The organism is Pantoea sp. XY16 (genome assembly GCF_025153065.1).
Classification (GTDB): Bacteria; Pseudomonadota; Gammaproteobacteria; order Enterobacterales; family Enterobacteriaceae; genus Pantoea; species Pantoea alfalfae.
Genome location: NZ_JANZNP010000002.1, coordinates 33,762 through 47,031 on the forward strand (window position 1 = coordinate 33,762; position 13,270 = coordinate 47,031).

Consider the following 13,270-nt stretch of genomic DNA (forward strand, 5'->3'; position numbering starts at 1 on the left):
GCTCTAAACGCTAAGCCCGCGCGGATGACTTACGTCAAAATCTGGATCGCATTTTAACGTATCCTGTCGCGAAAATGCGGTGAAAATTCGATATGTATAAGAATATATAGCGAAAAGAGCAAATGGAAGAGTGGCGGAATTCACGCTACCATCATGTTTACCGCGCTGATCAACGGGTCAGCGTACACTCAAGCCTGAATGCCTAAGTCTGCGGATAGGGGGTTCAGGCCGTAGCCATCGAGCTGCCAGGGTGCAGGAAGAAATGACTGCATCTCCCAATCTGGAAAGGTGTTCTGGTGTCACAATTTACTGATGCATACGCGCGTAAGTTCTATTACCTGCGCCTGTCGGTCACGGATGTCTGTAATTTCCGCTGTACCTACTGTCTTCCTGACGGCTACAAACCGCAGGGAATTCGTAACAAAAGCTTTCTCTCTCTGGATGAAATCCGCCGCGTCACGCGGGCCTTCGCCGCAGCCGGAACCGAAAAAGTGCGGCTGACCGGCGGTGAGCCGTCGCTGCGCCGTGATTTCACTGACATCATTGCGGCAGTGCGTGAAAACGCCTCTATCCGCCAGATCGCAGTGACCACCAATGGCTACCGGCTGGCCCGCGACGTGAAGCAGTGGCGTGATGCGGGTCTGACCGCACTTAACGTCAGCGTCGACAGCCTGGACGCCCGTCAGTTTCACGCCATCACCGGCCAGGATAAATTCCATCAGGTGATGAGCGGCATCGACGCGGCGCTGGACGCCGGTTTTCGCCAGGTCAAAGTCAACAGCGTGCTGATGCGCGATCTCAATAGCCGTAATCTGGCGACTTTTCTTGACTGGATCCGCACCCGTCCGATTCAGCTGCGCTTTATCGAACTGATGGAGACCGGCGACGGCGGCACGCTGTTCCGCGATCAGCATGTGTCCGGCATGGTGATCCGCGATCAACTTATCGCCCAGGGCTGGCAGCGGCGCGAAAGCGGACGCAGCGACGGCCCGGCGCAGGTTTTTTACCATCCCGATTATGTCGGCGAGATTGGCCTGATCATGCCTTACGCCAAAGATTTCTGTGCCAGCTGCAACCGTCTGCGTGTATCGGCGCAGGGTAATCTGCACCTGTGCCTGTTTGGTGACGGCGGTGTGCCGCTGCGCGACCTGCTGGCATCCGATGCGCAGCAGGCCGAACTGCAGGCGCGCATCGCCAGCAGCCTGGGGCAGAAGAAACAGACGCACTTCCTGCATCAGGGCAACACCGGCATCACACAGAATCTCTCTTACATTGGTGGCTAATTTCAGGAGGAAGTATGGGTAAACCAGCCAGCGAATTTCAGGCCGTGCAGATTGCGGTGATGACGGTGTCAGACCGTCGCGATGCCAGCAACGACACCTCCGGCGACTATCTGCGCGAGGCGGCGGCAGAAGCGGGCCATGACGTCGTCGATCACGCCATCGTGCCGGATAATCTCTACCGCATTCGCGCCACAGTATCGCGCTGGATCGCCAGTGACGATGTACAGGTGGTGATCATTAATGGCGGCACGGGCTTTAACCTGAAAAACAGCACGCCGGAAGCGCTGCTGCCGCTGTTTGACCGCGAAATCGACGGGTTTGGCGAACTGTTCCGGATGATCTCCTATGAAGAGATTGGCGGATCGACGCTGCAGTCACGCGCCATTGCCGGTCTGGCTAACGGGACGCTGATCCTGGCCGTGCCGGGCTCCACCAGCGCCTGTCGCACCGCCTGGGAGCGCATTATTGCTGACCAGCTTGATGCACGCACCGCGCCCTGTAATTTTGTCTCACATCTGAAAAAACGGTAAGTATGTCTCAACTCACACACATTAACGCCGCGGGCGAAGCGCACATGGTGGATGTCTCCGCCAAGGCTGAAACCGTGCGCGAAGCACGTGCCGAAGTGCTGGTGCTGATGCAGCCGGAAACGCTGCAGATGATTATGGAAGGCAGCCACCACAAAGGGGATGTCTTTGCCACCGCGCGCATCGCCGGGATCCAGGCAGCAAAACGCACCTGGGAGCTGATCCCGCTCTGTCATCCGCTGATGCTGAGCAAAGTGGAAGTGAACCTTGAAGCGGAACAGGACCATAATCGGGTTCGCATCACCTCGCTCTGTCGCCTGACCGGCAAAACCGGCGTCGAGATGGAAGCGCTGACGGCCGCCTCGGTTGCCGCGCTGACCATCTACGACATGTGCAAAGCGGTTCAGAAAGATATTGTCATTGATCAGCTGCGGTTAATCAGCAAGCGCGGCGGCAAAAGCGGTGATTTTCAGGCGGTCGCCCATGATTAAGGTGCTGTTTTTCGCCCAGGTGCGTGAGCTGACCGGCACCGCATCGCTTGAGGTCGGTGCGGAGTATCCGGATGTGGCCGCGCTGCGCGCTGCGCTGGCTGAACGTGACGATCGCTGGGCACTGGCGCTGGAGTCGGGCAAACTGCTGGCGGCTGTCAATCAGACGCTGGTGCCGATGAGTCACCCGCTGCACGCCGGTGATGAAGTGGCCTTTTTCCCGCCCGTGACCGGAGGCTGAGATGGAAACAGAGATTCGCGTCGGTCCCGCACCCTTTGATATGGCGGAAGCGTATCGCTGGCTGGCGGCCTGTGACGAAGATGGTGCCGTAGTGACCTTTACCGGCAAAGTGCGTAATCACAACCTGGGTGCAGACGTGGCGGCGCTGACGCTGGAACACTATCCCGGCATGACCGAGAAAGCGCTGCAGGAGATTGTGGATGCGGCGCGTGAACGCTGGCCGCTGCAGCGCGTTACGGTAATCCACCGCGTTGGCGAGCTGTTTCCGGGCGATGAGATCGTGCTGGTGGGCGTTACCAGCGCCCATCGCGGCAGCGCCTTTTCTGCCGCGGAGTTCATCATGGATTATCTGAAAACCCGCGCGCCGTTCTGGAAGCGCGAAGCGACAGAGCAGGGCGATCGCTGGGTGGATGCCCGCGACAGCGACCATCAGGCGGCCCGGCGCTGGGACTAAGACGACATTATGGCTCAGCGGGCCGGAGGGTTTCTGCCCGCTGAGTTTTCTCTGGACGCCTGCCCGCCCAGGCCTGCACATCCCATCGCTTAAGGTTGCTTCAGCTGCTCTGCCGGGCCAAAGCCGGTCTGACCGTGGCTGTGCTCACCGCCGCCACTGGTACGCTTCAGCTGGATGACCTGACCCTTTTCCCACGCGTTGGCACCAGGTGCCGCCGGATGCGCGACGATATCCGCCCGATCGGCCCGGATCTGTTTGCTGTCCACGCCAAAGCGACGATCGCGATCCGCCAGCAGCCGGGAATCCATCTGACCATCTTCGGTAAAGCCCATCATCAGCGCCGGAATGCCGATCGGCAGCGTTTTGTCGCGGTCGGTGTGCCAGGTGTGCCAGGTTTTGCCATAGGTATTCACGATGCGCGTCATCAGCGCATGGTCGGCAACTTTCGGTAAGCCTGGCGCAATCAGCGTGCCGGACTTCACCTCATACTGATGGCTGTGCCACAGCTTCTTCTCTTCGGGCGGCAGGGTCTTAAACAGCCGTTCACTGATGATGTACTCCACGCCCATCAGCCGCGCGTCGCGCGTGTTGCCGTCGTAAATCACCGCCTGCATCACATCGTCGTTCAGCACGGTGACATAGTGGTGCGCCTCCATCTGACCGTTCTTGTCGCCATTATAAAAATGGAAGCCATCGAGATAGGTATTGATGGCGTCGATGGGCGGACGTGACTGCATCACGCTGGCGCCGGTCTCCAGTACTTTAAGCGAGGAGGAGGTGGGCGCGCCCGGTGACTGCACCTGGGCAGGCGTATTATTAGCGCCGCAACCGGTTAATAACAGGCTGAATGCCGCAGCAGGCCAGAGTTTAAACATCGTAAGTTCCTTTAACGTTAAAAAAGGTAACCTTAGTTCAGTTCTCTCCTGCCTGTGTAACTCTGGCGATGATAGAGTAAGGTTTTAGTTCATTCTGAGGACAGGCATGTCATCCACCCCGATTCTGCAACGTCTGACACTGGTCGCCGCACTGGTGCTGGCGGGTTGTAGCAGCAAGAAAACCCCGGAGGCGCCCGTACGGCAGCCTGAAGATGTCAAAGCACAGATCCAGCGGCTGCTGCCGTCGCACGTCAGCAATAAAGCGGCCTGGAGCGACGATATCTACACCACCTTCCGCACGCAGCAGATCGAACCCAGCGCCAGTAACCTCTGCGCGGTGATTGCCGTGGCGGATCAGGAGAGCAACTTCAGCGCCGAAGCTGCCGTGCCGGGACTGCCGAAAATCGCCTGGGGTGAGATCAACCGCCGTGCGGCGCAGGTGCATGTGCCGGCCTTCCTGGTTCGCACCGCGCTGCTGATTAAATCGCCGACCGGCGAAAGCTATGCGGCCCGGCTCGATAAAGTGCGCAGTGAAAAAGATCTCAGCGCCATTTTCGATGACCTGATCGATATGGTGCCGATGGGCCAGACGCTGTTCGGCAATCTCAACCCGATCCACACTGGCGGGCCGATGCAGGTCAGCATTGCGTTTGCCGAAGCGCACGCCAAAGGCTACCCGTGGCCGGTAGATGGCACGATCCGGCGCGAAGTCTTTACCCGTCACGGCGGGATCTACTTCGGCACCATGCACCTGCTTGGCTACCCGGCTGACTACAGCCAGCCGCTCTACCGCTTTGCCGACTACAATGCGGGCTGGTACGCCAGCCGCAACGCGGCGTTTCAGGCGGCGGTGTCAAAGGCCACCGGCATGAAGCTGGCGCTGGATGGCGACCTGATCCTCTATGGCTCAGACGCGGCAGGCGGTACCGAACTGGCTGTGCGCACGCTCTCGAAGCAGATCGATATGACCAACAGCGCCATTCGCCGCGACCTGGAGAAAGGAGAGAAAGAATCGTTCAGCGACAGTGAACTCTGGAAACAGGTCTTTGCCCTGGCGGATAAAATGGCGGGTCGTAAGCTGCCGCGCGAAATGCTGCCGGGCATCAAGCTGGAAAGCCCGAAAATTACCCGTAATCTGACGACGGCGTGGTTTGCGCAGCGCGTCGACAGCCGTTATCAGCAGTGTCTGTCGCGGCGTTAACCGGCATGTTGTGGCACAGTTGAGCTGAGCTGTGCCACACTTAACTCTGGCATGGCTCCCGGCAGGGAGCTGTTCATCCGTTCAACAAGAGGTGCATCATGGACCGATATCCACGCAATGATTCCATCGTTCAACCCGCATCTCGCGGTTTACAAGCCTATATGGCGCAGGTTTATGGCTGGATGACCTGCGGTCTGTTACTGACCGCATTTGTCTCCTGGTTCGCGGCGCGCACGCCCGCAGTCATGGAGCTGGTGTTTGCCAATCGCATTACCTTCTTCGGGCTGATTATCGCGCAGCTGGCGCTGGTGTTCTTCCTGTCAGGCATGGTGCATCGTCTGAGCGGGGCCGTAGCCACCGGGCTGTTTATGCTCTATTCAGCGCTGACCGGCATTACCATGGCGAGTATTTTCCTGGTCTACACCTACTCCTCCATCGCCAGCACCTTCTTTGTCACGGCAGGGATGTTTGGCGCGATGAGCTTCTACGGCTATACCACTAAACGCGACCTGAGCCGTTTTGGCAGCCTGCTGTTTATGGCACTGATAGGCATTGTGCTGGCGTCGCTGGTGAACTTCTGGCTGAAAAGTCCGGCGCTGATGTGGGCGATTACCTACATCGGTGTGGTGGTGTTTGTGGGATTAACCGCTTATGACACGCAGAAGCTGAAAAACATCGGTGAGCAGATCGATGCCCGCGACGCGGAAAATCTGCGTCGCTACTCGATTATGGGCGCACTGACGCTCTATCTCGACTTCATCAACCTGTTCCTGATGCTGCTGCGGATTTTCGGTAACCGCCGCTAATTTTCGGTGTAAAAGGGGGAGACGCACAGGTTGCGCCTCCCCCTTTTTTATTATGACTTCTGTAACTTCTGCTCGTTCTTCTGACGCAGATGCTTCGCCCGACTCTCCAGCCCCAGATAGAGCACCAGCGCTAACAGCAGCGGCAGGATAAAGTAGAGCACGCGATAGGCCAGCAGCGCTGCGATAATGGTGCCATGCGAAGCGTGCTGACCGCTGAGCAGTGCCAGGAACACCGCTTCCAGAACCCCAATGCCCGCCGGAATATGAATGATTACCCCGGCAATACTGCTGATCAGCAGCACGCCCAGCACCATCGGATAACCGACGTCTCGTCCCAGCAGCAGCCAGATAATCGCCCCCATCACCATCCAGTTGGCGCAGGAAACCGCAAACTGCAGCAGTGCCATGCGCAGCGAAGGCAGCTGCAGCGTCTGGCCTTTAATGGTCCAGCGACGCTGCTTCGAGAAGGCGCAGGCCCAGAGGTAAACCGCCACCAGCACCAGCAGAACCACACCAATCAGCCGCAGCGTGGTTTCACCAATAAACCAGCCGCCGGGGATAGAGACCATGCCAGCGCTGAACACCACGCCCGCAAGCAGAATATAGCCCAGCCAGTTAGTCGCGATGCTTAGTGAGAAGATGCGGGTGATGGTGCCGCTGTCCAGGCCGAGGCGGGAATAGAGCCGGTAGCGCATGGCGACGCCGCCCACCCAGGTACTCAGCGTCAGGTTAAAGGCGTAACAGATAAACGACACCAGCATGACCTGTCGCTTCGCCAGCTTATGACCGCAGTAGGCGCGGCCAATCAGGTCATAGCAGCCGTATACCAGGTAACTCAGCACCACCAGTCCGGCGGCGGTCAGGACGACAAAGCGGTTGTAGTTAACGATGACGTCGTAAACATCTTCCCAGTTCACTTTGCGGGCATAAACCACCAGCAGAACCACCACCGCGACGAAAAACAGCACGGTGAGGATTTTTTTTGCCAGTTGCCAGCGTGGATGTTTTTTTGCCATCAGGATTTTGCTCCCGGGTTGTCTGCTTCTACACGATCCTGCGTCTCCATTTCAGGCTGTACCGGGGCGCTGACCTGAGCCAGCAGCGGTGTGTGCGCCGGAAGCCAGCCCGCGATGGCCGGGAAATGACGCAGGAAATGGAATACCACCACGCTTTTACTCAGTTGCCACCAGTTGCGCGGCGGCAGACGATCCTCCTGCACGCGCTGGCAGTCGTTAGCCAGCAGCGCTTCGAGGTTGTCACGCAGCGTCTGGTTGAACGGCCTGTCGTGGATGATCAGGTTAGCTTCCAGATTCAGAGAGAGGCTCAGCGGATCGAGATTGCTGGAGCCGACAGTGGCCCAGTAATCATCTTTTACGGCGATCTTGCCGTGCAGCGGACGACGGATATATTCGTAGACTTCCACGCCACCATCGACCAGATAGTTGTAGAGCAGCTCCGCGCCCACTTTCACAATCGGCATATCCGGCTCACCCTGCACGATCAGCCGTACCCGGACGCCACGCTGCGCGGCATTGCGCATCTCACGCAGAAGCCGGTAGCCGGGGAAGAAGTAAGCGTTGGCAATAATCACATCGCGCTTCGCCTCGCGCAGCATCTCCAGATAATGCACTTCGATATCGTCACGATGCTCGTCGTTATCACGAAAGACATAGAGGACCTGGGCATCGCCGGGTTTAGCATTCACCGCCGGACGATGAGAACGCGATCCCCACCAGCGCCGGGTGTGCTGCTCGCTGCCAATCGCCTGTTGCAGATAGCGGGCGATGTCTGCCACGACCGGGCCTTTTACCTGCACGGCGTAATCCTGCTTCGCCTCCGGGCCGTAATCAGTATTGTGCTCGGCCGAGAAGTTGATACCGCCAACAAAGGCGACCACGTCATCCACCACTACCGTTTTACGGTGCAGACGGCGGAAGACGTTGGTACGCATCCCCATCACCAGCGGACGCGGATCGTAGTAGATGAAACGCACGCCCGCGCTGGTCAGGCTGTTCACAAATTTGTCAGAGAGTTCAGCGGAGCCGTAGCCATCGACCATCACTTCGACCCGCACGCCGCGCTGGGCCGCTGCCAGCAACTCACGATGCAGGGCGTTACCGACCTCATCTTCGAACAGAATAAAGGTTTCGATCAGAACTGAGCGTTCTGCCCGCTGGATCGCACCAAAGACGCGCGGGAAAAACGCTTCACCATTTTCCAGCAACAGCAGCCGGTTGCCTTCCTGCCAGTTAAAATTCATAGATGAATCTCCACCGCCAGCGGCGCATGGTCGGAAAGATGGGACCAGGGTTTTCGCGGCAGTGCCCACGGATGACTGACGGTAGCATTGCGCACATAGATGCGGTCAAGCCGCAAGAGCGGGAAGCGCGCCGGGAAGGTGCGCGCCGGGCGTCCGGTTTTCATACTGAATACCTCTTTCAGGCCTGCGCCCTGTTTTAAAATGGCGTTCGCACGTCGCTGCCAGTCATTAAAATCGCCTGCCACGACGACCGGCGCGTCGGGCGGCAGCGAGTTGACCATTTCACAGATCTTCTTCATCTGCGCGTGACGATGCGCCTCTTTGAGACCCAGGTGAACACAAATGACATGCAGCGTGCCGTGCGGCTCGGGCAGGGCGATCTGACAGTGCAGCATGCCGCGATTTTCACTGCCTGCCACCGAGATATCCCGGTTCTCATAGTCGGTTATCGGGAAGCGTGACAGCACCGCGTTGCCGTGATGCCCCTCCGGATAGACCGCATTGCGGCCATAGGCGAAATCGTTCCACATGGTGTCGGCCAGAAACTCATAATGAGGCGATTCAGGCCACTCTTCATGGTTAAGGGAGTGGATGGCATGTGTGCCCATTACCTCCTGGAGAAAGACCACATCCGCCGAGGTTGCGCGAACGGCTTCGCGCAATTCCGGCAGGATGAAGCGGCGATTAAACGGAGCGAACCCCTTGTGTGTATTGATCGTCAGGACTTTTATTGAAAATCCTTGCGCATTTTGTGGCATACTCGCGACGCACTCCTTTTCATCATCAATAGAATCAAAGTGTAGTCTTTGTCACAAATGGGTGGTGAGAGAGCGCGATATTTAGGGCGTTATCCGAAAATTGTTTTACATTGAGGAAACCGTTTCCGGCTTGTGCCGGTAGCACTTGGGCGACCTGTTGGGTCTGCCAGGAGAATTGAATGAAATGGTCTAATCGTATTCAAATCATCACGGGTCAGACGTTGTTGCATATCGCTATGCATCTGCTGGTGATCGCTGCGCTGATCTGGGGCTGGAAACACAAGGCGCTGGTTGATGTCTGCAGCACGCTGGTGGCGATGTACGCACTGGTTTTTGTTGCCATGCTGGTGACACAGCGTATCGCCCGTTTACGTACGCTCGGCGATTATCTTGAAGAAGCGACCACCACTTACTACTTTGGCGCCGCCATGATGACGCTGTTCCTTGTGTCGCGGATTTACCACAACAACCTGCTGCTGGCCTGTCTCGGCGTAGTGATGTTGCTGGGTCCGGCGCTGGTTTCGCTGCTGGCGAAAGAGCCACCGCGGCGCATCGAAAATAAACGTAGTTAAGTTGAAGGCCACCGCGAGGTGGCCTTCCTGTTTCTGCACCGTTAAGTTATGTCAGTAAATGTGAGCTATCTCGCACACTTCATTTAAAGCTGCTACACTCGCCCGCTTACGCATCGTAGTTTGTGCCCTTTTCACGCGTCAGCCCCAGCTGCCGTCACTATCCCTCTGAAAACTACACCGTGAATCACGGCCAGAGCGGACCGGAGTAAACCACGTAATGTCATTTGACTCTCTCGGCCTGAGTGCCGATATTTTGCGCGCGGTTGCCGAACAAGGCTACAGCGAACCTACACCTATCCAGCGCCAGGCGATTCCTGTGGTGCTGGCAGGCCGCGATCTGCTGGCGAGTGCCCAGACCGGCACCGGCAAAACGGCCGGCTTTACCTTACCGTTGTTACAGAAACTCTCTGCCACCGCGACGCCCGTACGCGGCCGTCGCCCGGTACGCGCTCTGATCCTGACCCCGACCCGTGAACTCGCGGCGCAGGTCGGCGAAAACGTCAGCGACTACAGCAAATATCTCTCGCTGCGTTCGCTGGTGGTGTTTGGTGGCGTCAGCATCAATCCACAGATGGTCAAGCTGCGTGGCGGTGTCGATGTGCTGGTCGCCACGCCAGGTCGCCTGCTGGATCTGGCGCAACAGAATGCCGTTGACCTGTCACAGGTCGAAATTCTGGTGCTGGATGAAGCGGACCGTATGCTGGATATGGGCTTTATCCACGACATCCGTCGCGTGCTGGCCCGTCTGCCGGCTAAACGTCAGAACCTGCTGTTCTCGGCCACCTTCTCGGATGAGATCAAAGGCCTGGCGGAAAAACTGCTGACCAACCCGGAAATGATTGAAGTGGCTCGCCGCAACACCGCTTCTGAGCAGGTGGCGCAGCAGGTGCATTTCGTTGATAAGAAGCGTAAGCGGGAACTGCTGTCGCAGCTGATCGGCGAAGGTAACTGGCAGCAGGTGCTGGTCTTTACCCGTACCAAACACGGCGCTAACCACCTTGCCGAGCAGTTGGGCAAAGATGGCATCACCGCTGCCGCGATCCACGGCAATAAGAGCCAGGGTGCCCGTACCCGTGCGCTGGCCGACTTTAAGTCAGGCGGCATTCGCGTGCTGGTTGCGACCGATATCGCGGCCCGTGGCCTGGATATCGAAGAGCTGCCACACGTCGTGAACTACGAGCTGCCTAACGTCGCCGAAGATTACGTTCACCGTATTGGCCGTACCGGCCGTGCGGCTGCAACCGGTGTCGCACTGTCGCTGGTCTGCGTCGATGAGCACAAACTGCTGCGTGATATCGAACGTCTGCTGAAGCGTGAAATCCCGCGTCTGGCGATTGAGGGTTATGAACCCGATCCGAGCATCAAAGCGGAGCCGATCATCAACGGTCGTCAGCAGCAGTCTCGCGGCGGTGCAGGTGGCGGCGGTCGTGGGCGTGGTCAGGGCGGACAGGGTGCAGGCGCATCGCGTTCATCTTCATCCGGCGACAAACGTCCTCAGGCGCGTCGTCAGAGCCAGGCTGCGCCTCAGGGCGATAAGCCCGCAGCCCGTCCGCGTCGTCCGGCTCCGAAGCGCACCGGAAACGTCTGAGTATGAGGGTTTTACTGGCTCCGATGGAAGGCGTGCTGGATTCACTGGTGCGCCAGCTGCTATCGGAAGTGAATGACTACGATCTCTGCATCACTGAGTTTTTGCGCGTAGTCGATCAACTGCTGCCGGTAAAATCCTTCACCCGTCTCTGCCCCGAACTGCATCACGGCAGCCGTACGCCATCCGGCACGCGGGTGCGTATGCAGCTGCTGGGGCAGCATCCCGAATGGTTAGCCGAGAACGCCGCACGCGCGGTGGAACTGGGTTCCTGGGGTGTTGATCTCAACTGTGGCTGTCCCTCTAAACTGGTCAACGGCAGCGGAGGCGGTGCAACCCTTCTGAAAGATCCCGATCTGATTTATCGCGGCGCGAAAGCGATGCGTGAAGCGGTGCCTGCCGATTTGCCGGTGACGGTAAAAGTGCGGCTCGGCTGGGATTCCAGCGCCCGCAGCCTGGAGATTGCCGACGCGGTCCAGCAGGCCGGTGCCAGCGAGCTGACAGTACATGGGCGCACTAAAGAAGAGGGCTATCGCGCAGAAGCGATCAACTGGCAGGCGATTGGCGACATTCGTCAGCGGCTGCGCATTCCGGTGATTGCCAATGGCGAAATATGGGACTGGCAAAGCGCGCAACACTGTATGGCGGTCACCGGCTGCGATGCGGTGATGATTGGCCGTGGCGCACTGAACATCCCCAACCTGAGCCGGGTCGTAAAATATAATGAGCCGCCGATGGCCTGGCCCGATGTGGTGCGGTTATTGCAAAAATATAGTCGGCTGGAGAAGCAGGGCGATACCGGCCTCTATCACGTGGCGCGTATCAAACAGTGGCTCGGTTATCTGCGCAAAGCGTACGGCGAAGCCGATGGCTTATTCAGTGAAATCCGTGCGTTAAAAAACTCGGGTGACATCGCGCAGGCGATTGACCGTCATGCACATGTTCATGGTTTGTGATAAAAAATCAGGCGACCCTTTAGCAGCCTGACGGTATAGTGGGCAAAATTTCCCACACCACAAGCCTGCTATGTCTGACAACGCTGTGTTGAGCAACAGCCAGCTCAACAAACGAATCCTCTCCGTTATTATCTTCACCTTCTTCTGCTATCTCTCTGTCGGACTGCCGCTGGCCGTGCTGCCGGGCTTCGTCAAAAATCAGCTTGGTTTCAGCTCCTTTATTGCTGGTCTGATTATCAGTATTCAATATTTTGCGACGCTGCTCAGCCGTCCACAGTCGGGCCGTCTCGCCGATCGCCTGGGGCCAAAACGGGTGGTGATGCTGGGACTAATCTGCTGCGGCATGAGCGGGGTGCTGACTATCGTGGCCGCACTGCTGAGCAGCTGGCCCTGGCTGAGCCTGGCGCTGCTGGCTATCGGGCGACTGTTTCTCGGCGTGGGGGAAAGCTTCAGCAGCACCGGCTCAACCCTGTGGGGTATGAACATCGTCGGGCCACTGCAGACCGCGCGCGTCATCTCCTGGAACGGCGTCGCCACCTATCTGGCGATGGCCGTTGGTGCGCCGCTGGGCGTGCTGCTGAACAGTCAGTTTGGCATGAGCGGATTTGCCGGACTGATTGCGCTGATGGGCGTCGTCGGGTATCTGATGGCCAGCCGCAAACCGGCGGTCACCGTCAGCGTGGGTGAGCGCATTCCCTTTCATCGCGTCTTCTCCCGCGTCTGGCTTTATGGCCTGGCGCTGGGCTTCGGCACTATCGGCTTTGGCGTCATCGCCACCTTTATCACTCTCTATTTTGCCAGCCGTGACTGGCAGGGCGCGGCCTATGCGCTGACACTGTTCAGTCTGGGGTTTGTGCTGGTGCGGCTGGGGTTTGGTCGCTTCATTACTCGCTTTGGCGGACTGCGCGTGTCACTTTTCTCTTTTCTGCTGGAGTGTCTGGGACTGCTGATTATCTGGCAGGCTGACAGCGCCTGGCTGGTAGGCGCGGGCGCGTTTCTCACCGGCAGCGGCTTTTCGCTGGTCTTCCCGGCGCTGGGCGTTGAGGCGGTAAAACGGGTTGAGCGTCAGGATCAGGGTTCGGCGCTGGGCACCTATTCCGCGTTTCTCGATCTGGGGCTGGGCTTAACCGGCCCGGTGGCGGGACTGTTTATCGGACACTGGGGGATGCAGTCGGTCTATCTGGCTGCCGCCGTAATGGTACTGGGCGCGCTGCTGATTACGCTGCGGCTTTATACGCAGCAACGGCTCACCACCTGACCGGTG

The 13,270-nt window shown here is 58.4% G+C and carries 15 protein-coding genes and 1 riboswitch; of the genes, 11 read left to right on the top strand and 4 right to left on the bottom strand.

Annotated elements, in window-relative coordinates:
- The first annotated feature begins 173 nt into the window (after positions 1 to 173).
- Positions 174 to 307, top strand: a riboswitch (molybdenum cofactor riboswitch).
- The 5 genes from moaA to moaE all read left to right on the top strand — a co-directional run bounded on the left by moaA (position 297) and on the right by moaE (position 2,993).
- The gene (gene moaA, locus N1689_RS01805) at positions 297 to 1,283 is read left to right on the top strand and encodes a GTP 3',8-cyclase MoaA (protein ID WP_161736231.1); all 987 of its coding nucleotides are present in this window, start codon (positions 297 to 299) and stop codon (positions 1,281 to 1,283) included. (Overlaps the previous riboswitch by 11 nt.)
- A gap of 14 nt (positions 1,284 to 1,297) precedes the next feature.
- Positions 1,298 to 1,813, top strand: a complete 516-nt coding sequence (gene moaB / locus N1689_RS01810; protein ID WP_161736230.1) for a molybdenum cofactor biosynthesis protein B — start codon at positions 1,298 to 1,300, stop codon at positions 1,811 to 1,813.
- Positions 1,814 to 1,815: 2 nt separating this feature from the next.
- On the top strand, positions 1,816 to 2,301 hold the full coding sequence (gene moaC / locus N1689_RS01815) for a cyclic pyranopterin monophosphate synthase MoaC (RefSeq protein ID WP_161736229.1): 486 nt from the start codon (positions 1,816 to 1,818) through the stop codon (positions 2,299 to 2,301).
- On the top strand, positions 2,294 to 2,539 hold the full coding sequence (gene moaD / locus N1689_RS01820) for a molybdopterin synthase sulfur carrier subunit (RefSeq protein WP_161736228.1): 246 nt from the start codon (positions 2,294 to 2,296) through the stop codon (positions 2,537 to 2,539). The genes moaC and moaD overlap by 8 nt, the downstream gene beginning before the upstream one ends.
- A 1-nt stretch (position 2,540) precedes the next feature.
- A complete protein-coding gene (gene moaE, locus N1689_RS01825; RefSeq protein WP_161736227.1) occupies positions 2,541 to 2,993 on the top strand; it encodes a molybdopterin synthase catalytic subunit MoaE in 453 nt (150 codons plus the stop codon).
- A gap of 89 nt (positions 2,994 to 3,082) precedes the next feature.
- Here the strand turns inward: moaE and N1689_RS01830 are convergent, their stop codons facing one another.
- The gene (locus N1689_RS01830; RefSeq protein ID WP_161736226.1) at positions 3,083 to 3,868 is read right to left on the bottom strand and encodes an OBAP family protein; all 786 of its coding nucleotides are present in this window, start codon (positions 3,866 to 3,868) and stop codon (positions 3,083 to 3,085) included.
- Between the two features lie 106 nt (positions 3,869 to 3,974).
- Between N1689_RS01830 and N1689_RS01835 the strand changes: the two genes are divergently transcribed.
- Positions 3,975 to 5,069 (top strand): DUF1615 domain-containing protein, encoded by a 1,095-nt coding sequence (locus N1689_RS01835; protein WP_260057705.1) that lies wholly within the window; start codon positions 3,975 to 3,977, stop codon positions 5,067 to 5,069.
- A 98-nt stretch (positions 5,070 to 5,167) separates the two neighbouring features.
- A complete protein-coding gene (locus tag N1689_RS01840; protein ID WP_260057706.1) occupies positions 5,168 to 5,875 on the top strand; it encodes a Bax inhibitor-1/YccA family protein in 708 nt (235 codons plus the stop codon).
- A 50-nt stretch (positions 5,876 to 5,925) separates the two neighbouring features.
- Here N1689_RS01840 and N1689_RS01845 read toward each other — a convergent pair whose 3' ends face one another.
- From N1689_RS01845 to N1689_RS01855, 3 genes are read right to left on the bottom strand one after another with little or no spacing between them, the layout of a single operon-like run.
- Positions 5,926 to 6,891 carry a YbhN family protein gene (locus tag N1689_RS01845; protein WP_222924320.1) on the bottom strand — a complete coding sequence of 322 codons (966 nt, stop codon included), beginning with the start codon at positions 6,889 to 6,891 and terminating at the stop codon, positions 5,926 to 5,928.
- A complete protein-coding gene (clsB, locus tag N1689_RS01850; protein WP_161736223.1) occupies positions 6,891 to 8,135 on the bottom strand; it encodes a cardiolipin synthase ClsB in 1,245 nt (414 codons plus the stop codon). The genes N1689_RS01845 and clsB overlap by 1 nt, the downstream gene beginning before the upstream one ends.
- On the bottom strand, positions 8,132 to 8,893 hold the full coding sequence (locus tag N1689_RS01855; protein WP_013357197.1) for an endonuclease/exonuclease/phosphatase family protein: 762 nt from the start codon (positions 8,891 to 8,893) through the stop codon (positions 8,132 to 8,134). Before N1689_RS01855 ends, clsB begins: the two co-directional genes overlap by 4 nt.
- A 179-nt stretch (positions 8,894 to 9,072) precedes the next feature.
- On the opposite strand from N1689_RS01855, the gene N1689_RS01860 reads away from it, so the two are divergent.
- The 4 genes from N1689_RS01860 (at position 9,073) to N1689_RS01875 (ending at position 13,264) form a co-directional block, all read left to right on the top strand.
- Positions 9,073 to 9,465 (top strand): YbhQ family protein, encoded by a 393-nt coding sequence (locus N1689_RS01860; protein WP_031594396.1) that lies wholly within the window; start codon positions 9,073 to 9,075, stop codon positions 9,463 to 9,465.
- Positions 9,466 to 9,682: 217 nt separating this feature from the next.
- The gene (gene rhlE, locus N1689_RS01865) at positions 9,683 to 11,053 is read left to right on the top strand and encodes an ATP-dependent RNA helicase RhlE (RefSeq protein ID WP_110331543.1); all 1,371 of its coding nucleotides are present in this window, start codon (positions 9,683 to 9,685) and stop codon (positions 11,051 to 11,053) included.
- 2 nt (positions 11,054 to 11,055) lie between these two features.
- Positions 11,056 to 12,006: a tRNA dihydrouridine(16) synthase DusC gene (gene dusC / locus N1689_RS01870; RefSeq protein WP_161736221.1), complete on the top strand. Its 951-nt coding sequence runs from the start codon at positions 11,056 to 11,058 to the stop codon at positions 12,004 to 12,006.
- 70 nt (positions 12,007 to 12,076) lie between these two features.
- Positions 12,077 to 13,264 (top strand): MFS transporter, encoded by a 1,188-nt coding sequence (locus N1689_RS01875; RefSeq protein WP_161736220.1) that lies wholly within the window; start codon positions 12,077 to 12,079, stop codon positions 13,262 to 13,264.
- Positions 13,265 to 13,270: the final 6 nt, after the last annotated feature.